General features: G+C 66.1%; 18 protein-coding genes. 16 read left to right on the top strand and 2 right to left on the bottom strand.

What is annotated here, in order from left to right:
- Positions 1-48: 48 nt before the first annotated feature.
- On the bottom strand, positions 49-954 hold the full coding sequence (locus NJF35_RS06155) for a LysR family transcriptional regulator (protein WP_253090833.1): 906 nt from the start codon (positions 952-954) through the stop codon (positions 49-51).
- Positions 955-1,081: 127 nt separating this feature from the next.
- On the opposite strand from NJF35_RS06155, the gene NJF35_RS06150 reads away from it, so the two are divergent.
- The 3 genes from NJF35_RS06150 to NJF35_RS06140 all read left to right on the top strand — a co-directional run bounded on the left by NJF35_RS06150 (position 1,082) and on the right by NJF35_RS06140 (position 3,641).
- On the top strand, positions 1,082-1,912 hold the full coding sequence (locus NJF35_RS06150; RefSeq protein ID WP_225787921.1) for an oxidoreductase: 831 nt from the start codon (positions 1,082-1,084) through the stop codon (positions 1,910-1,912).
- A gap of 92 nt (positions 1,913-2,004) precedes the next feature.
- Positions 2,005-2,796, top strand: a complete 792-nt coding sequence (hisN, locus tag NJF35_RS06145; protein ID WP_225787920.1) for a histidinol-phosphatase — start codon at positions 2,005-2,007, stop codon at positions 2,794-2,796.
- Between the two features lie 113 nt (positions 2,797-2,909).
- Complete coding sequence (locus tag NJF35_RS06140) at positions 2,910-3,641, top strand: hypothetical protein (protein ID WP_225787919.1); 732 nt, start codon at positions 2,910-2,912, stop codon at positions 3,639-3,641.
- A 184-nt stretch (positions 3,642-3,825) separates the two neighbouring features.
- Here NJF35_RS06140 and NJF35_RS06135 read toward each other — a convergent pair whose 3' ends face one another.
- A complete protein-coding gene (locus NJF35_RS06135; RefSeq protein ID WP_225787918.1) occupies positions 3,826-4,833 on the bottom strand; it encodes a LysR family transcriptional regulator in 1,008 nt (335 codons plus the stop codon).
- A 451-nt stretch (positions 4,834-5,284) separates the two neighbouring features.
- Here NJF35_RS06135 and NJF35_RS06130 point away from each other — a divergent pair, with 451 nt between their 5' ends.
- The 13 genes from NJF35_RS06130 (at position 5,285) to catA (ending at position 18,772) form a co-directional block, all read left to right on the top strand.
- Positions 5,285-6,445: a glycine betaine/L-proline ABC transporter ATP-binding protein gene (locus NJF35_RS06130; protein ID WP_225787917.1), complete on the top strand. Its 1,161-nt coding sequence runs from the start codon at positions 5,285-5,287 to the stop codon at positions 6,443-6,445.
- Positions 6,446-6,500: 55 nt separating this feature from the next.
- Positions 6,501-7,451, top strand: a complete 951-nt coding sequence (gene proW, locus NJF35_RS06125; RefSeq protein ID WP_253090832.1) for a glycine betaine/L-proline ABC transporter permease ProW — start codon at positions 6,501-6,503, stop codon at positions 7,449-7,451.
- 57 nt (positions 7,452-7,508) lie between these two features.
- Positions 7,509-8,528: a glycine betaine/L-proline ABC transporter substrate-binding protein ProX gene (gene proX, locus NJF35_RS06120; protein WP_253090831.1), complete on the top strand. Its 1,020-nt coding sequence runs from the start codon at positions 7,509-7,511 to the stop codon at positions 8,526-8,528.
- Between the two features lie 59 nt (positions 8,529-8,587).
- On the top strand, positions 8,588-9,643 hold the full coding sequence (locus tag NJF35_RS06115; protein WP_225787914.1) for a GlxA family transcriptional regulator: 1,056 nt from the start codon (positions 8,588-8,590) through the stop codon (positions 9,641-9,643).
- Positions 9,644-9,918: 275 nt separating this feature from the next.
- Positions 9,919-10,881: an AraC family transcriptional regulator gene (locus NJF35_RS06110; protein WP_225787913.1), complete on the top strand. Its 963-nt coding sequence runs from the start codon at positions 9,919-9,921 to the stop codon at positions 10,879-10,881.
- A 147-nt stretch (positions 10,882-11,028) separates the two neighbouring features.
- A complete protein-coding gene (gene benA / locus NJF35_RS06105) occupies positions 11,029-12,387 on the top strand; it encodes a benzoate 1,2-dioxygenase large subunit (RefSeq protein ID WP_225787912.1) in 1,359 nt (452 codons plus the stop codon).
- Complete coding sequence (benB, locus tag NJF35_RS06100; protein WP_253090830.1) at positions 12,384-12,872, top strand: benzoate 1,2-dioxygenase small subunit; 489 nt, start codon at positions 12,384-12,386, stop codon at positions 12,870-12,872. Before benA ends, benB begins: the two co-directional genes overlap by 4 nt.
- A gap of 73 nt (positions 12,873-12,945) precedes the next feature.
- Positions 12,946-13,959: a benzoate 1,2-dioxygenase electron transfer component BenC gene (benC, locus tag NJF35_RS06095; protein WP_225787910.1), complete on the top strand. Its 1,014-nt coding sequence runs from the start codon at positions 12,946-12,948 to the stop codon at positions 13,957-13,959.
- Between the two features lie 230 nt (positions 13,960-14,189).
- A complete protein-coding gene (locus NJF35_RS06090; RefSeq protein WP_225787909.1) occupies positions 14,190-14,951 on the top strand; it encodes a 1,6-dihydroxycyclohexa-2,4-diene-1-carboxylate dehydrogenase in 762 nt (253 codons plus the stop codon).
- A 56-nt stretch (positions 14,952-15,007) separates the two neighbouring features.
- Entirely contained in the window at positions 15,008-16,336 is a 1,329-nt protein-coding gene (locus NJF35_RS06085) for an MFS transporter (protein ID WP_225787908.1), read from the top strand.
- Between the two features lie 28 nt (positions 16,337-16,364).
- Complete coding sequence (locus NJF35_RS06080) at positions 16,365-17,486, top strand: muconate cycloisomerase family protein (RefSeq protein WP_225787907.1); 1,122 nt, start codon at positions 16,365-16,367, stop codon at positions 17,484-17,486.
- A 28-nt stretch (positions 17,487-17,514) separates the two neighbouring features.
- Positions 17,515-17,805 carry a muconolactone Delta-isomerase gene (gene catC / locus NJF35_RS06075; RefSeq protein WP_225787906.1) on the top strand — a complete coding sequence of 97 codons (291 nt, stop codon included), beginning with the start codon at positions 17,515-17,517 and terminating at the stop codon, positions 17,803-17,805.
- 40 nt (positions 17,806-17,845) lie between these two features.
- A complete protein-coding gene (gene catA, locus NJF35_RS06070; protein ID WP_253090829.1) occupies positions 17,846-18,772 on the top strand; it encodes a catechol 1,2-dioxygenase in 927 nt (308 codons plus the stop codon).
- Positions 18,773-18,836 lie beyond the last annotated feature (64 nt).

Here is an 18,836-nt window from a genome sequence, read left to right as displayed (position 1 = left end):
GCATGGGGGCAAAACGCCAGTGGCCGCAGGAGGGCCTGCAACCTGGCGTTACAAATCGGCGTCGCGCTGGCTGCGCACGAACTCGATGAAGGCCTTCAGGGTTGCCGGTACATGGCGTCGGCTCGGGTAGTACAGGTGCAAGCCCGGGTAGTAGGGCGTCCAGTCCTCCAGCACCTGCACCAGCCGGCCGCTGGCCAGGTGCTCGCGGACCATGTCCTCGAACACATAGGCCAGGCCCACGCCCTCCAGGGCGGCGTCGGGCATCAGGCTGACATCGCCGAGCACCAGTGGCCCCTGCACGTCCACCACCTCCAGGCGCATGCCACCCCGTTCGAACTCCCAGCGGTACAGCGCACCGCTGGGGAAACGGTGGCCGATGCAGGGCAGGGTGCGCAGGTCGTGGGGTTGCCGGGGGCGCGGATGGCGCTCGAAGAACGCCGGCGCGCCCACCACCACCGAGCGCAGGTAGGGGCCGATGGGCAGCGACACCATGTCCGCCTGCAGGCGCTCGCCCAGGCGTACGCCGGCATCGAAGCCGGCACCGACCATGTCCACCAGGGCATCGTCGCTGGCGATCTCCAGGCGCACGTCCGGGTAGGCGGCCAAAAAACGGCTGGCCAGCGGCAGCAAGGCCAGCTCCACGGCGGCCCGGCCGGCGGTGATGCGCAGCTTGCCAGAGGGGCTGTCGCGCATGCTGTCGAGATCTTCCAGGGCATCGGCGATATCGCGGAAGGCCGGTTGCAGGCGCTGGTACAGGCGCTCGCCGGCCTCGGTCAGGGCCACGCTGCGCGTGGTGCGGTTGAACAGGCGCACGCCCAGGCGGGTTTCCAGGGTGCGCAGGGCGTGGCTCAGGGCCGAGGGCGTGAGCCCCAGTTCGACGGCGGCGCGGCTGAAGTTCAGGTGCCGGGCGATGCACAGGAACAGCGACAGGTCGGCGGTGCTGGGCGATTTCATTGTTGAATGCACCTCACAAGCGCATGCGAAATTCATGGGATTATCACATCAACCGCCCAGACGTACAGTGACCTCACTCATCGACAAGGCCCTGCGCGGTGCAGGGTCGTCTACAGGAGGAATTGACATGCGTACCTGGCTCATCACTGGCGCTTCCCGCGGATTCGGTGCACTGATCGCCCAACAGGCCCTGGCGGCCGGCGATGCGGTCATCGCCACCGCACGCAAGCCCGAGGACATCGAGGCCCGCCTGGGCCAGCAGCCGAACCTGCTGGCCGTGCGCCTGGACGTCACCTGCGAAGAACAGGCCCACCAGGCCGTGGCTGCAGGCATCAAGCGCTTCGGCCGTATCGATGTCCTGGTCAACAATGCCGGTTTCGGGGTGCTGGGGGCGGTGGAGGAAACCAGCGCCAGCGAGACCGAGCGGCTGTTCGCCACCAACGTGTTCGGCGTGCTCAACGTCAGCCGCGCGGTGCTGCCGCACATGCGCCGCCAGCGCAGCGGTCACCTCATCAACATCTCTTCGCTGGGTGGCTACCAGGCTTACATGGGCTGGGGCGTGTACGGCTCGACCAAGTTCGCCGTGGAGGGCATCAGCGAGGCCATGCACCAGGAGCTGGCGCCATTGGGCATCAAGGTGACCGTGGTCGAGCCGGGGTTCTTCCGCACCGATTTTCTCGACGACCAGTCGCTGGTCAAGACTGCCCTGGAACTGCCCGACTATGACCAGACGGTCGGCCAGATGCGCACCTTCGCCGCTTCGGCCAACCATGCCCAGCCGGGCGACCCGCAACGATTCGCCGAAGCCATGCTGGCCCTGGCCAACGCCGAGCAGCCACCGCTGCGCCTGCCGCTGGGCAGCGATGCGGTCGCGCGGGTCGAGGCCAAGCATGCCCTGGTCGAGCGGGAACTGGCGCACTGGCGGGAATGGTCGCTGTCCACCGACTTCGCCGATTGAATGGGCGCGCTCCACCCTGGGTTCGACACAGGCTTCGATCCCGGGTGGAGTCGGGTATGATGCGAGCCCTTTCCCTGAACGAGGCCTGACCCATGTCCCTGAGTGCTGAGCAGATTGGCGAATTCCGCGTCTTCGCCGAGCAGTTGGCCGATGCCGCCGCGGCGGCGATCCAGCCGTATTTCCGGGCGAGCCTGGAGGTCGAGGACAAGGGCGGGCGCCTGTACGACCCGGTCACCGTGGCCGACAAGGCCGCCGAGGATGCCATGCGTGCGCAGATCCAGGCCCGCTACCCGGAGCACGGTATCCTCGGCGAGGAGCAAGGCGTGGCCGCTGGCAGCAGCCCGCTGACCTGGGTGCTCGACCCGATCGACGGCACCCGCGCCTTCATCACCGGCCTGCCATTGTGGGGCACGCTGATTGCCCTGAACGACGGTACGCGCCCGGTCCTCGGGGTGATGAACCAGCCGTTCACCGGCGAGCGTTTCGTCGGCACGCCCGAGGGCGCCTGGCGCAGCGGCACACCCTTGAAGACCCGCGCCTGCGCCGACCTGGCCGCGGCGACCTTGATGTGCACCACCCCGGACATGTTCGACACGCCCGCGCGCAAGGCGGCCTTCGAGGCCGTGGCCGGCCGTGCCCGGTTGATGCGCTACGGTGGCGACTGCTATGCCTACTGCATGCTGGCGTCCGGCTTCGTCGACGTGATCGTCGAGGCCAGCCTGCAGCCCTACGACGTACAGGCGCTGATCCCGATCATCGAGGGCGCGGGCGGGGTGATCACCGCCTGGGACGGCGGCCCGGCGCAGCACGGCGGCTGCGTGGTGGCCTGTGGCGATCCGGCGCTGCATGCACAGGTGGTGCAGATGCTGCGCCAAGCGATGTGAGCCAAGGGGCGGCGTTGCAACCGCCCGCCGCACTTTTTCCCATTTGCGCGCTCTATGTCTGGTCAGGTTGGGCCGATTCCCGGCCCAGCCGTTGATTCCAGACCCCGGTGCCGATGGTTGCTCCACACCTCAGACTCTCCCTGCGCCTGCTCCTGGCAGGTGCGTTGACCGCCCTGTGCGCCTGCACCCAGCAGCAGGGCCGTGACATCATCAGCCAGTTCGGCGACGGTCAGCCCAGCGAGCTGTTCCAGACCAGCGTCGACCGCATGGCCACCCTGTCCATGCGTGACAACCTGCAGAGTCTGTACCTGCTGATGAACAAGCTGTACCTGCGCAACCCCAGCCAGTGGAAGCAGTCCGGCTACCTCGATGCCGCCACCGCCGAGCGGCAGATCCGCCTGGCCATCGAACAGCGCCAGCCGTTGCCGCAACTGGGCAACCGCCGCGACCTGGCAGCGCTGAGCTATGCCTTGAGCCCGGAGTTTCGTGGCGACCGGGTCGGTGCCTTCATCTACGCCATCGGCAGCATGCTGATCACCGCCCATGGCGGGCGCACCGAGTTCTACATGACCGATACCATCGACCCGCTGTTCGTCAACAACGCTGCGCGCAATATCGAGAAGGCCACCTGGATGCTCAGCCAGCGCCAGGATGCCAATGGTGTGCTGTTGCTGTTCTCCAACGAGATTTCCGAGGAGGGCAGCAACCTGAGTTTCGCGGTGGAGTTCGGCAAGATCGTGGCGAGGCTGGACCTGCTGGCGCAGATGCTCGACGAGCGCTACCGGAGGATCGGGCTGAACTATGCGCAGAGCCTGTTGCTGATGAACTTCCTGCCGGTGCAGTAGCCTATGGGCCGGTCGTGATACCAGCGGTACAGGGCAAGGGTTGCGCCTTGTTCGCGGGCAAGCCCGCTCCCACACGGCCCTGCAAACTACCCCATGGGTGATCGGCTTGGCGCCTGTGAGCCCATCGCCGGCTCTGACAGCATCGGTGTATGGCAAGAACTGCGGCCTTGCTCACGGCTCGTCGCTAGCGGAGCGATCGATGAGCTGGCGTTATGGCGCCGGGATCGTCCCGTTGCAGTGGCTCGTATTGTGCCAGCAACCAGTCACGCAGGCGGCGGCAGCTGGAGTCGTGCTCCTTGTCTTCGTTGAACGACAGGTAGTGGAAGGTGTCCTTGAGCACCACCTCCTGGGGCACCGGCCGCACCAGCAGGCCCTGGGCGACCAGCGGCGCCACCAGGATATGCCAGCCGAGCACCACGCCCTGGTGGCTCTGGGCGAGCTGCACCAGCAGGTTGTAGTCGTTGGCGTTGAAGAAGTGCGGTGCCTGGCTGGCCCGGCTCTTCAGGTCGATGTCATGGAAGGCCAGCCAAACGTTCCAGTCCACGTGCTCGGCGACCTGGGAGCGGCCATAAGGGCTGAGGTTGAGCAGGGCCCCATCCCGGATGCCTTCCAGGGTGCGCAGCTCCGGATGCTGCTCCAGGTACTGGGGCGAGCACACCGGGTAGATGATGTCGTGGTTCAGCGGCTGGCAGCGGTAGCCTTCGTGGATCCTGCCCAGCTTGGAGATGAAGATGTCCGGCCGCGCCCCCGGCTCCATGGACAGGAAGTTCTGGGTGGTGATGAGGTTGATGTCGATGTCCGGGTTCTCCTCGAAGAACCGCGGCAGCCGAGGCCCGAGCCAGAGCGCGGAGAACGCTGGCGAGCAGCACAGGGTGACCACGTGCTTGGTGTTGGTGTTGCTGCGGATGCGCTCGGCGGCCTGGGAAATGTTGACGAACGACAACTGCACCGCATCGAAGAAGATCGAGCCGGCCACGGTCAGCTCCACCGCACGCCCGGCGCGGGTGAACAGTTCGGCGCCCAGGTGCGCCTCGAGCTCGCGGATCTGCCGGCTGACCGCCGCCTGGGTCACGCACAGGGCCTCGGCGGCGCGGGTGAAGTTCTGATACTTGGCGGCGGCGACGAAGACCTTGACCGCACGCAGGGAGGGCATCTTGATCAGGGTCTGATCGGGTTCGGTGTGTCTGGCCATGGGGCAGGGTGTCGAGGTCCTTCGTGGGGCTGGGGAGGGCGCGGTGTGCCTCACTCTAGCGTGGGAGCGCCCAGGCGGTAAACCGCTGCGTCGGGGCGCGGGGCACGGCCATGCGGCCCTTCGCGGCGGTATGCGCTTGCCCTGGGGAAGCCGTGGCCCCGCTGGAACCTGCAGGACAGCGCGCTCGCCAAGGCATTGATAACCCCAGGTAATGGTTAGCGCGCCCTAAATGTCGTTGGACCCCGCTCCCCCCTGGGCCTAACGTGAAAGCAACGGCGCGGCATCGAAGACATCGATGTCGAGAATTTTTCCAAGCAGGGCCGCCTGCGTGCCGGTTTGACTCGCGTTCGAACTTGAACGGACTGCCAAGCGTACTCGCACTGATCCGAACCCGCCTTACCCGAGAAGTGCGATGTTTGAAGATTGGTTATAAGCATAAGAAGAGGGTCGTATGAGCCATGCCGATGAAATTCTTTCGGTGAACAATATTTTCAAGGTGTTTGGTCCGAACCCGGACATGGCCATGGAGATGTTGCGCAAGGGTGCCGACAAGAATGAGATTTTCAGCAAGACCGGCCACGTCGTCGGCGTGTTCGATGCAAGCTTTTCCGTCAAGCGTGGCGAGATCTTCGTCATCATGGGCCTGTCCGGGTCGGGCAAGTCGACCATGGTGCGCTTGTTCAACCGCCTGATCGAACCCACCGCCGGCAGTATCCACCTCAACGGCAGAGAGATCACCGGTCTGTCCGACAAGGACTTGCTCGACGTGCGGCGCAAGGAAATGGGCATGGTGTTCCAGTCCTTCGCCCTGATGCCCCACATGAGCGTGCTGGAGAACACCGCCTTCGGCCTGGAGATCGCCGGCGTCCCGGAGCAGGAGCGCCACGCCAGGGCCCGCGAAGCCTTGAGCCAGGTTGGCCTCGCTGGCCACGAGCACAGTTACCCGCACCAGCTCTCCGGTGGCATGCAGCAGCGCGTGGGCCTAGCCCGCGCGCTGGCCAACGACCCGGCGATCCTGCTGATGGACGAGGCCTTCTCGGCCCTCGACCCACTGATCCGCAGCGAGATGCAGGGCGAGCTGATCCGCCTGCAGGCCGAGCAGCAACGCACCATCATCTTCATTTCCCACGACATCGAGGAAGCCATCCGCATCGGCCATCGCATCGCGATCATGGAAGGCGGCCGGGTGGTGCAGATCGGCACGCCCCAGGAGCTGATCAACCAGCCGGCCAACGAGTACGTGCGCACCTTCTTCAAAGGCTTCGACAGCTCGCGGGTGCTCAAGGCAGGGGATGTCGCCCAGTTCGATCCAGAGACGGTGTGCCGGGTCAACGGCAAGGCGCCACGCTTCAAGCCCGGGGTGCCGTACGGCTACCTGGTCGACGAGCATGGCCAGTTGCTTGGTGTGGTCGACACCGACGTCAACGGCGCCTCGGCCAGCGATCGCTACAGCCTGCACGAGCAGCAGCCGGTGTACATCGACACGCCCCTGCATGACGTGCTGGGTATCGTTGCCAGCCTGCCTTACCCGGTACCCGTGCTCGACCGCGCCGGCGCCCTCAAAGGCACCATTTCCAAGAACGAGCTGCTGCAGACCCTGAGCCGCCACTGAGCGCCCGTCGCGGGTGCCGATGAGCGCCTGCGGCCACAAGAAGAGGTAAGCCCCGATGTCCGAGTTCAGTCTTCTCGACCCGTTCCAGTCCGCCACCCTGCCGCTGGGTGACTGGGTGGAAGCCACCCTGAATTTTCTGGTGCACAACTTCCGCGACGTATTCCGTGCCATCCGCTGGCCGATCGACCAGGTGCTCAACGGTATCGAGTTCGTGCTGCAGAGCATCCCGCCGAGCATCGGCATCATCCTTTCGTCGTTGCTCGGTTGGCAGTTGGCCGGCCGGCGCATGGCGCTGCTGTGCTTGGTCACCCTGACCCTGCTGGGGCTGATCGGCGTGTGGTCGGAATCCATGACCACCCTGGCGCTGGTGCTGACCTCGGTGTTCTTCTGCGCGGTGATCGGCATCCCGCTGGGCATCCTCTGCGCCCGCAGCGATCACCTGGAGCGGGTGGTGCGCCCGGTGCTCGATGCCATGCAAACCTTGCCGGCGTTCGTCTACCTGGTGCCGGTGGTGATGCTGTTTGGCATCGGCAACGTGCCGGGCGTGCTGGTGACCATCGTCTTCGCCCTGCCGCCGCTGGTGCGCCTGACCAACCTGGGGATCCGCCAGGTGCCGGAAGACAAGATCGAGGCGGCGCGCGCCTTCGGTTGCACGCCGCGGCAGATGCTGACCCGGGTGCAACTGCCCCTGGCCACCTCGACCATCATGGCGGGCATGAACCAGACCCTGATGCTGTCGCTGTCGATGGTGGTGATCGCTTCGATGATTTCGGTGGGTGGCCTGGGGCAGATGGTGCTGCGCGGTATCGGCCGCCTGGACATGGGCCTGGCCACGGTCGGCGGGGTAGGGCTGGTGCTGCTGGCGATCTTCCTCGACCGCCTGACCCAGGCCATGGGCGCGCGCAGCAGCGCCGACCCGAGCCTGCGCTGGTACCACACCGGCCCCGTGGGCCTGCTGCTGCGCCTGTGTGGTTCAGGGCAGGGCGCACCACGCAAGGCCGCCTGAGCCCACCGACCCCATCTGCCCTACCTGTAAAGAACAACCAGAAGAAGGTAAGTGACAATGCATCGATCCAAGTTCTCCCGTAGCGTCCTGCAATGCGCCACCGCCTTGTCGCTGGTGGCCGCCTCCCTGTGCGCCAGCGCCTCGGCCGAAAAGCCGGGCGAGGGCGCCAAGGTCACGCCGATCTTCCCCTCCATCGCCGAGGAGCGCTTCCGTGGCGAGGTGGCCATGGAAGGCTTGCGTGAACTGGGCTACAAGGTCCAGGAACCGAAGGAGACCGAGTACGGCGTGATGATGGTGGCCTTGGCCAATGGCGACGCCGACTTCACCGTGCACCTGTGGGAGAAGCTGCACGACAAGTTCTACCAGCAGGCCGGCGGTGACAGCGCGATGGTCAAGACCGGCAACATCCTGCCCGGAGTGAGCCAGGGCTACCTGATCGACAAGAAGACCGCCGATGCGCACAACATCAAGTACATCACCGACCTGAAGAAGCCAGAGATCGCCAAGCTGTTCGACACCGACGGCGATGGCAAGGCCGATCTGACCGGCTGCAACCCGGGCTGGGGCTGCGAATTGGTGATCGCCCACCACATGAAGGCCTACGACCTGGAGAAGACCGTGCACGTCAACCAAGGCTCGTACTTCGCACTGATGGCCGACACCATCACCCGCTACAAGGATGGCAAGCCGATCCTGTATTTCACCTGGGTACCGCAGTGGATCGCCAGCGTGCTGGTCGAAGGCCGCGACGTGGTCTGGCTGGAAGTGCCCAAGACCGACCTGCCTGACGGCAACAACGATGTCGACACCCTGTACAAGGGCAAGAACCTGGGCTTTGCCGTGGACAAGGTGGTGGCCGTGCTGAACAAGGACTTCGCCGACAAGAACCCGGCGGCGCTGAAGTTCCTCTCGCTGGTGCAGATCAGCACCGACGACGAGAGCGCGCAGAACCTGAAGATGCAGCAGGGCGAGAAGAAGCCTGCCGATATCCAGCGCCACGCCAAGGAATGGGTCGCCGCCCACCGCCAGCAGTTCGACGAGTGGCTGCAGGCGTCCCGCGACGCCGCCGGCAAGTAAACGTTTTTCTCCCACCCGCCCTGGCCTGGCCGGGGCACCGGCTGCCTGTGAGTCGAGCCATGAGTCATTTCGAAAGCGTCCTGAAGAACACCAACCTGGCCCACCTGGATCCGTCTGGCCGCACGGCGCTGTCGCAGCCGTGCCGGCGGGTGGCCTTCGTCCTGCGCGAGCACTTCTCCATGATGGCCTTCACCGCTGCCATGGACACCCTGGTGACCGCCAACCTGATGAGCGCCACGCCGTTGTTCCAGATCCAGGTGGTGGGCGAGGGCAGCCAGGTCATGAGCGACCTGGGGCTGGCCTTGCCGGTCAACACGCCGCTGGCCGAGCTCGATGTGCAGGGGCTGGACATCCTGCTGGTGTGCGGTGGTTTCCGGGTGCGCCTGGAGAACGATCCGTTGTTGCGTGGCAAGCTACGCCAGGCCGACCAGCAAGGCTGCCTGCTCGGTGGCCTGTGGAACGGGGCCTACTTCCTGGCCGAGGCCGGCCTGCTCAATGACCATGAATGCGCCTTCCACCCCGATGGCCGGGCGATGATGAACGAGCTGTTCCCGCATGTGCGGGTCAGCCGGCTGGCCCATGTGCTGGATCGCAAGCGCATGAGTTGTGCCGGCGCCAGCAGTGCCCTGGACATGATGCTCGGGCTGCTCGAACACAGCGGGGGCGAGCTGCTGCGCCGGGCCGTGGAGCAGATGCTGGCCTGCGACCGTTCACGGGTGCAGGCCAGCCTGCCGGCGGCCGCGCCGGACATCGACCCGACCTTGCCGCGCGGTGTGCGCCTGGCCCTTGAACTGATGCATGCCAATATCGAGGACCCTATCTGCATCGACGAGATCGCCCGCCATGCCGGGCTTTCCCGGCGTCACCTGGAGCGCCTGTTCCGCCGCCATGTCCAGGCCACGCCGCCGCGCTACTACCTGGAGCTGCGCCTGACCCATGCGCGGCAGTTGCTGCAGCACACCAGCAAGTCGCTGACCGAAGTGGCGGTGGCCAGCGGGTTCGTCAGCTTCCCGCATTTCTACCGGCGTTTTCGTGAGCTGTTCTCCATCGCGCCACGGCAGTTCCGGGCTCGCAGCCAGGGTTGGGCGGTTCGTCAGGACATGGCGGCGCATTGAGCTTGTTGGGGTCAGCTTGCCCATCTGGATTCAAAATTTGTCCGATAATCGCCCGGCTACCCGTCCAGCCCTGTCCGCTATCCGCACGACCTTTCCTTGGTCGCATTGCCTGGCTCTCGGCTTTTTGCTTAGTGTGTGCAAGCATCGCCGGTGGTCGCCTGAGCCCTGAATTCCCCCGCCGGCCCGATAGAATGACCGTGAACGACCGCGACCACAGGCCCTCGCGCCCGTAGGAAGCGGCGACCAGAACAATAACGAAGCCGAGTGCCTTGCCTATGGAAAGCCGCCTGTTGAGCGAGCGCAGCAGCGTGTTCCATCACGCCGACCCCTATGCCGTTTCCGACTACGTCAACCGGCATGTGGGCCAGCATTGCATCGGCCTGTCCCGAAGCACCCACCCCCAGGCCAGCCTGAGCCATCGCAAGTTCGCCGACCTCGACCTGTGCCGCATCAGCTACGGCGGCAGCGTGCGCGTCACCTCGCCGGCGTTGGAGACCATCTACCACCTGCAAGTGCTGCTCAACGGCAATTGCCTGTGGCGCGGGCACCAGCGCGAGCACCACCTGGTGCCGGGCGAACTGCTGCTGATCAACCCGGACGACCCGGTCGACCTGACCTACTCGGAAGATTGCGAGAAGTTCATCCTCAAGGTGCCGACCCGCCTGCTCGAATCGATCTGCGACGAGCAGCGCTGGCAGCGACCCAGCGCAGGCGTACGCTTCTTGCGCAATCACTACCGGCTGGAGGAGCTGGACGGTTTCGTCAGCCTGCTGGCGATGATCTGCCACGAGGCCGAGGTGAGCGATTCGCTGCCGCGGGTGCAGGGGCACTACAGCCAGATCGTCGCCAGCAAGCTGCTGACCCTGCTGACCACCAACGTCCGCCGTGAATGCCTCGGTACGCCGGGGGCCAGCCTGGAGCGAATCCTCGAGCACATCGAGCACAACCTGAAGCTGGAGATGTCCGCCGAAGGCTTGGCCGAGCAGGCGTGCATGAGCGTGCGCTCGTTGTACGCGCTGTTCGACCGGCACCTGGGGACCACCCCCAGGCAGTACATTCGCCAGCGCAAGCTGGAGCAGGTGCACGCCTGCCTGAGCGATGCCAGCTGCGCGGTGCGCAGCGTGACCGAGTTGGCGATGGACTATGGCTTCCTGCACCTGGGGCGGTTTTCCGAGAGCTACCGGCAGCAGTTCGGCGAGTTGCCCTCCGAGACCTTGCGGCGTCGCACGGGCGCCTGATCCAGGGGCCGCTTTGCGGCCCCGATACACCCAGGCGCCCAACCTGCCTGCACAAATCGGATAGCACTCTGCACGATCCGGATATTGCCCCATCCCGGCACACCCTAACCTGACCTGGCCTGAACAATAACAATGGAGACCCTGGCCATGTCCCTGGGATTCGATTACCTCAATGCCTTGCTCGAGGATGACCGGGAAAAAGGTGTCTATCGCTGCAAGCGAGAGATGTTCACCGACCCGCGCCTGTTCGAACTCGAGATGAAGCACATCTTCGAGGGCAACTGGATCTACCTGGCCCACGAAAGCCAGATCCCCGAGAAGAACGACTTCCTCACCCTGACCATGGGGCGCCAGCCGATCTTCATCGCGCGCAACAAGGACGGGGAGCTCAATGCCTTCCTCAATGCCTGCAGCCACCGCGGCGCCATGCTGTGCCGGCACAAGCGCGGCAACCGTTCGAGCTATACCTGCCCGTTCCATGGCTGGACCTTCAACAACAGCGGCAAGCTGCTCAAGGTCAAGGATCCGAGCAACGCCGGCTACCCCGACAGCTTCAACTGCGACGGCTCCCACGACCTGACCAAGGTCGCCCGCTTCGAGTCCTATCGCGGCTTCCTGTTCGGCAGCCTCAACCCCGATGTCAAACCCCTGGTCGAACACCTGGGCGAGTCGGCGAAGATCATCGACATGATCGTCGACCAGTCGCCGGAAGGCCTGGAAGTGCTGCGCGGCGCCAGCTCCTACATCTACGAAGGCAACTGGAAGCTCACCGCCGAGAACGGCGCCGATGGCTACCACGTCAGTTCCGTGCACTGGAACTACGCCGCCACCCAGAACCAGCGCAAGCAGCGCGAGGCTGGGGAACAGATCAAGACCATGAGTGCCGGCGCCTGGGCCAAGCAGGGTGGCGGCTTCTATTCCTTCGACCATGGCCACCTGCTGCTGTGGACCCGCTGGGCCAACCCCGAGGACCGTCCGGCGTATGAGCGACGTGATGAGCTAGCCGCCGATTTCGGCCAGGCCCGCGCCGACTGGATGATCGAGAATTCGCGCAACCTGTGCCTGTACCCCAACGTCTACCTGATGGATCAGTTCAGCTCGCAGATCCGCATCGCCCGGCCCATTTCGGTGAACAAGACCGAGATCACCATCTACTGCATCGCCCCCAAGGGCGAGAGTGCCGAGGCCCGGGCCAGGCGTATCCGCCAGTACGAGGACTTCTTCAACGTCAGCGGCATGGCCACCCCGGATGACCTGGAGGAGTTCCGCTCCTGCCAGACCGGCTATGGCGCCGGTGCCGGCTGGAACGACATGTCCCGTGGCGCGGCCCACTGGGTCGAAGGCGCCGACGAGGCCGCCCGCGAGATCGAGCTCAAGCCGCTGCTGTCGGGCGTACGCACCGAGGACGAGGGCCTGTTCGTGCTGCAGCACAAGTACTGGCAGGAGACCATGATCAAGGCCCTTGAGCAGGAACAGCGCCTGATCCCCGTGGAGGCCGTGCAATGACCAGCACCTATGAAACCGTGCGCGACTTCCTCTACCGCGAGGCGCGCTACCTGGACGATGCCCAGTGGGACCTGTGGCTGGAGCTGTACGCTGCCGACGCGACCTTCTGGATGCCGTCCTGGGACGATGACGACCGCCTCACCGAAGACCCGCAGAGCGAGATCTCGCTGATCTGGTACGGCAACCGTGGCGGCCTGGAGGACCGGGTGTTCCGCATCAAGACCGAGCGCTCCAGCGCCACCGTCCCGGACACCCGCACCTCCCACAACATCAGCAACATCGAGATCGTCGAGCAGCGCGATGGCCAGTGCCAGGTGCGGTTCAACTGGCACACCCTGAGCTTTCGCTACAAGACCACCGACAGCTACTTCGGCACCAGCTTCTACACCCTCGACCTGCGGGGCGAAGACCTGCGGATCCTGGCCAAGAAGGTGGTCCTGAAGAACGACTACGTGCGTCAGGTCATCGACATCTACCACATCTGACACCAGGCCAAGGCGAGGGTCGCCCGGTGTGCCGCATGGCGCACCGTGGCCAGGCTCGCCCCGGAGGTACGCCATGAGCTTCCAGATCGCATTGAATTTCGAAGACGGGGTGACCCGTTTCATCCAGGCCGAAGGCCACGAGAGCGTGGCCGACGCCGCCTACCGCCAGGGCATCAACATCCCCCTGGACTGCCGCGACGGCGCCTGCGGCACCTGCAAGTGCCAGGCCGAGGCCGGGCGCTATGACCTGGGCGACAACTTCATCGAGGACGCCTTGAGCGAGCAAGAGATCGCCCAGGGCTACGTGCTGACCTGCCAGATGCGCGCGATGAGCGACTGCGTGGTGCGCATTCCGGCCTCGTCGCAGCTGTGCAAGGCCGAGCAGGCCAGCTTCGAGGCGGCCATCAGCGAGGTACGCCAGTTGTCCGAGAGCACCATCGCCCTGTCGATCAAGGGCGAGTCCCTGAGCCGCCTGGCGTTCCTGCCGGGCCAGTACGTCAACCTGCAGGTGCCGGGCAGCGACCAGAGCCGTGCTTATTCCTTCAGCTCGCTGCAGAAGGACGGCGAGGTCAGCTTCCTGATCCGCAACGTGCCCGGCGGCTTGATGAGCCACTTCCTCACCAGCCTGGCCAAGGCCGGCGACAGCCTGACCCTGGCAGGGCCGCTGGGCAGCTTCTACCTGCGCCCGATCCAGCGGCCGCTGTTGCTGCTGGCCGGCGGCACGGGCCTGGCGCCGTTCACGGCGATGCTGGAGAAGATCGCCGAGCAGGGCTCGGAGCATCCCCTGCACCTGATCTACGGCGTCACCAACGACTTCGACCTGGTCGAGATGGAGCGCCTCCAGGCCCTGGCCGCGCGCATCCCCAACTTCACCTTCAGCGCCTGCGTGGCCAACCCGGACAGCCAGTACCCGCAGAAGGGCTACGTGACCCAGCACATCGAGCCGCGCCACCTCAACGACGGCGATGTCGACGTGTACCTGTGCGGGCCACCGCCGATGGTCGAGGCGGTCAGCCAGTACATCCGCGAACAGGGCATCACCCCGGCCAACTTCTACTACGAAAAGTTCGCCGCCGCGGCAGCCTGAGACTTCACGGGGCTGCCCGCATCGTGCGGGTGAGGGCGGCCTCCTTTTTATTCCTGGCGACTGGCGAGGGCGTTGCCCTCGATCGCAGGCAGCCAGCTCCCACATTTCGAGGCATGCGCTGTACCTGTGGGAGCAACTGCTTGCGGCGAATGGGCCGGTAGCCGCAACCCAAGCCCACGGGCCTGAAGGGGCTCGTGGCGGGTTCGACAACCCAATGGTGGGAGAGAACGATGGATAGCAGATTCCAAGGCAAGGTCGCCCTGGTCACCGGCGCCGCGCAGGGTATCGGCCGAGGCGTGTGCTGGCGGCTCAAGGCCGAGGGCGCGCAGGTGGTGGCGGTGGACCGCTCCGAACTGGTCCACGAGCTGGCCGGGGAAGGCGTACTGACCCTTACCGCCGACCTCGAGCAATACGCCGACTGCACCCGGGTCATGGCCACGGCCGTGGCGACCTTCGGCTGCCTCGACATCCTGGTCAACAACGTCGGCGGCACGATCTGGGCCAAGCCCTTCGAGCATTACGAGGTGGCGCAGATCGAGGCCGAAGTGCGCCGCTCGCTGTTCCCCACCCTGTGGTGCTGCCACGCGGCGCTGCCCTACATGCTCGAGCGCGGCAGCGGCGCCATCGTCAACGTCTCGTCCATCGCCACCCGAGGGGTCAACCGCGTGCCCTACGGTGCGGCCAAGGGTGGGGTCAACGCGCTCACCGCGTGCCTGGCCTTCGAGACGGCCGGCCGTGGCATCCGGGTCAATGCCACCGCCCCAGGCGGCACCGAGGCACCGCCCCGGCGCATTCCGCGCAACAGCAGCGAGCAGAGCGAGCAGGAAAAGGGCTGGTACCAGCAGATCGTCGACCAGACCGTCTCCAGCAGCCTGATGAAACGCTACGGGAGCATCGACGAACAGGTCGGCGCGATCCTCTTCCTGGCCTCCGACGAGGCCTCCTACATCACCGGCGTGACCCTGCCGGTAGGCGGCGGCGACCTCGGCTGAGCGCCGCCTTCGGGCAAGGTTTTCCTCACACAACAAAAACAAGAGAGACAGATGCCATGCGAACCCTCGACGTCCACCCGATCATCGACAATGCCCGCTTCACCCCGTTTCACTGGATGGTCATGGCCTGGTGCGGCCTGCTGCTGGTCTTCGACGGCTACGACCTGTTCATCTACGGCGTGGTGCTGCCGGTGATCATGAAAGAGTGGGGCCTGACCCCGCTGCAGGCCGGCGCCCTGGGCAGCTACGCGCTGTTCGGCATGATGTTCGGCGCCCTGGTCTTCGGCAGCCTGGCCGACCGCATCGGGCGCAAGAAGGGCATCGCCATCTGCTTCGCCCTGTTCTCCGGGGCGACCATCCTCAACGGCTTCGCCAGCACCCCCGGCGAGTTCGGCGTGTACCGCTTCTTCGCCGGGCTCGGCTGCGGCGGGCTGATGCCCAACGCCGTGGCGCTGATGAACGAGTACGCGCCCAAGCGCCTGCGCAGCACCCTGGTGGCCATCATGTTCAGCGGCTACTCGTTGGGTGGCATGCTCTCGGCGGGCATCGGGATCTACCTGCTGCCACGCTTCGGTTGGGAGTCGATGTTCTTCGCCGCCGCGCTGCCACTGCTGCTGTTGCCGGTGATCCTCTACTACCTGCCGGAATCCATCGGCTTCCTGGTGCGCCAGGGCCGTACGGAGCAAGCGCGTGCACTGCTCAAGCGCCTGGACCCCGACTGCGACGTGCGGCCCGATGACGTGCTGCAGGCACCGGAGCGCAAGGGCAAGGGTGCCTCGGTGCTGGCGCTGTTGCGCGACGGCCTGGCGGTGCGCACCCTGGCCCTGTGGCTGGCGTTTTTCTGCTGCCTGCTGATGGTCTATGCGCTCAGCTCCTGGCTGCCCAAGCTGATGGCCAACGCCGGCTACAGCCTGGGGTCGAGCCTGTCGTTCCTGCTGGCGCTGAACTTCGGCGGCATGGCCGGGGCGATCCTCGGTGGCTGGCTGGGCGACCGCTACAACCTGGTCAAGGTCAAGGTGGCGTTCTTCCTCGGCGCGGCGCTGTCGATCAGCCTGCTGGGCGTCAACAGCCCGATGCCGGTGCTGTACCTGCTGATCTTCGTCGCCGGGGCCACCACCATCGGCACGCAGATCCTGCTCTATGCCGGCGCCGCCCAGCTCTATGGCCTGTCGGTACGCTCCACCGGCCTTGGCTGGGCCTCCGGCATCGGCCGCAACGGCGCCATCGTCGGCCCGCTGCTCGGTGGCGCGCTGATGGGCATCAACCTGCCGCTGCAACTGAACTTCATCGCCTTCGCCATCCCTGGCGCGGTCGCCGCGCTGGCCATGGCCGTGCACCTGGCCAGCGGCCGGCGCCAAGGCCTGCTGGCCGCCGGCCAAGCGTGACCCTCAACTGACTGAACTGGAGCCTTGCATGACAAGCCCGACCATCGACCGGCTGGAGGCGATCATCGTCGACCTGCCGACCATCCGCCCCCACAAGCTGGCCATGCACACGATGCAGCAGCAGACCCTGGTGATCCTACGCCTGCGCTGCAGCGACGGCGTCGAGGGCATCGGCGAGGCCACTACCATTGGCGGGCTGGCCTACGGTTACGAAAGCCCCGAGGGGATCAAGGCCAATATCGATGCCCACCTGGCGCCCGCGCTGCTGGGCATGGCGGCGGACAACATCAACGCCGCGATGCTCAAGCTGGACAAGATCGCCAAGGGCAACACGTTCGCCAAGTCTGGCATCGAGAGCGCCTTGCTCGATGCCCAGGGCAAGCGCCTGGGCCTGCCGGTCAGCGAACTGCTCGGTGGCCGGGTGCGCGACAGCCTGGACGTGGCCTGGACCCTGGCCAGCGGCGACACCACCCGGGACATCGCCGAGGCCGAACAGATGCTCGAGGCACGTCGCCACCGCATCTTCAAGCTGAAGATCGGCGCCAACCCGCTGGATCACGACCTCAAGCACGTGGTGGCGATCAAGCGCGCCCTGGGCGAGCGGGCCAGCGTGCGGGTCGACGTCAACCAGTACTGGGACGAGTCCCAGGCGATCCGCGCCTGCCAGGTGCTGGGCGACAACGGCATCGACCTGGTCGAGCAACCCATCTCGCGCATCAATCGCGCCGGCCAGGTGCGCCTGAACCAGCGCAGCCCGGCGCCGATCATGGCCGACGAGTCGATCGAGAGCGTCGAGGATGCCTTCAGCCTGGCGGCCGACGGCGCGGCGAGCATCTTCGCCTTGAAGATCGCCAAGAACGGCGGCCCGCGTGCCGTGCTGCGCACCGCGCAGATCGCCGAGGCGGCCGGCATCGCCCTGTACGGCGGGACCATGCTCGAAGGCTCGATCGGCACCCTGGCCTCGGCCCATGCCTTCCTCACCCTGCGCCAGCTGACCTGGGGCACCGAGCTGTTCGGGCCGTTGCTGCTGACCGAGGAAATCGTCAGCCAGGCGCCGGTCTACCGCGACTTCCAGCTCCACGTGCCACGCACGCCGGGCCTGGGCCTGGCCCTGGACGAAGCGCGCCTGGTCCGTTTCGCCCGGCGCTGAACCTGACTTGCCTAGAAGGAGAAGCACCATGCTGTTCCACGTGAAGATGACCGTGAGACTGCCGGTCGACATGGACCCGGCCAAGGCCGCGCAACTGAAGGCCGACGAGAAGGCGCTGGCCCAGCGCCTGCAGCGCGAGGGCACCTGGCGCCACCTGTGGCGCATCGCCGGGCACTACGCCAACTACAGCGTGTTCGACCTGCCCAGCGTCGAGGCCCTGCACGACACCCTGATGCAGTTGCCGCTGTTCCCCTACATGGATATCGAGGTGCACGGCCTGTGCCGCCACCCCTCGTCGATCCACGCCGACGACCGCTGACCCACCCGCTACGCACAAGAACAACACGAGGTACGCCATCATGACCGTGAAGATTTCCCACACTGCCGAGGTCCAGAAGTTCTTCGAAGAAGTCGCCGGCTTCGGCAACGACGACGGCAACCCGCGCCTCAAGCGCATCATCCAGCGCGTGCTGCAGGACACCGCCCGCCTGATCGAGGACCTGGAGGTCAGCGAGGACGAGTTCTGGCATGCCGTCGACTACCTCAACCGTCTGGGCGGGCGCGGCGAGGCCGGGCTGCTGGTGGCTGGCCTTGGTATCGAGCACTTCCTCGACCTGCTGCAGGATGCCAAGGATGCCCAGGCCGGCCTCACCGGCGGCACCCCGCGCACCATCGAAGGCCCACTGTACGTGGCCGGCGCGCCGATTGCCCAAGGCGAGGTGCGCATGGACGACGGCAGCGAGGAGGGCGTGGCCACGGTGATGTTCCTCGAAGGCCAGGTGCTCGATCCCCAGGGCCAGCCGCTGGCCGGGGCCACGGTCGATTTGTGGCATGCCAACACCCGTGGCACCTACTCGTTCTTCGACCAGAGCCAGTCCGAGTACAACCTGCGCCGGCGCATCGTCACCGATGCCGAGGGCCGCTACCGTGCGCGCACCATCGTGCCCTCGGGCTACGGCTGCGACCCGCAGGGCCCGACCCAGGAGTGCCTGGACCTGCTCGGCCGCCACGGCCAGCGCCCGGCCCATGTGCACTTCTTCATCTCGGCGCCGGGGCACCGGCACCTGACCACCCAGATCAACCTGTCTGGCGACAAGTACCTGTGGGACGACTTCGCCTACGCCACCCGCGATGGCTTGGTGGGCGAGGTGGTGTTCCGCGAGGACGGGGCGCGGGGGATCGCCGGGCGCTATGCCGAGCTGACGTTCGACTTCCAGCTGCAGAAGGCGCCCGACAGCGATGCCGAGCAGCGCAGCAACCGGCCGCGAGCGTTGCAAGAGGGCTGAGGGCGCAGGGGCTGCCTCGCAGCCCCTTCACGGCGGCGCTCCCACACGGCCTTGCCGTGGTCGA

The organism is Pseudomonas guariconensis (genome assembly GCF_024127895.1).
Taxonomy (GTDB): Bacteria; Pseudomonadota; Gammaproteobacteria; order Pseudomonadales; family Pseudomonadaceae; genus Aquipseudomonas; species Aquipseudomonas guariconensis_B.
Note: the sequence above shows the minus strand (reverse complement) of the source record. Positions and strands in the feature narration are given on the sequence as shown.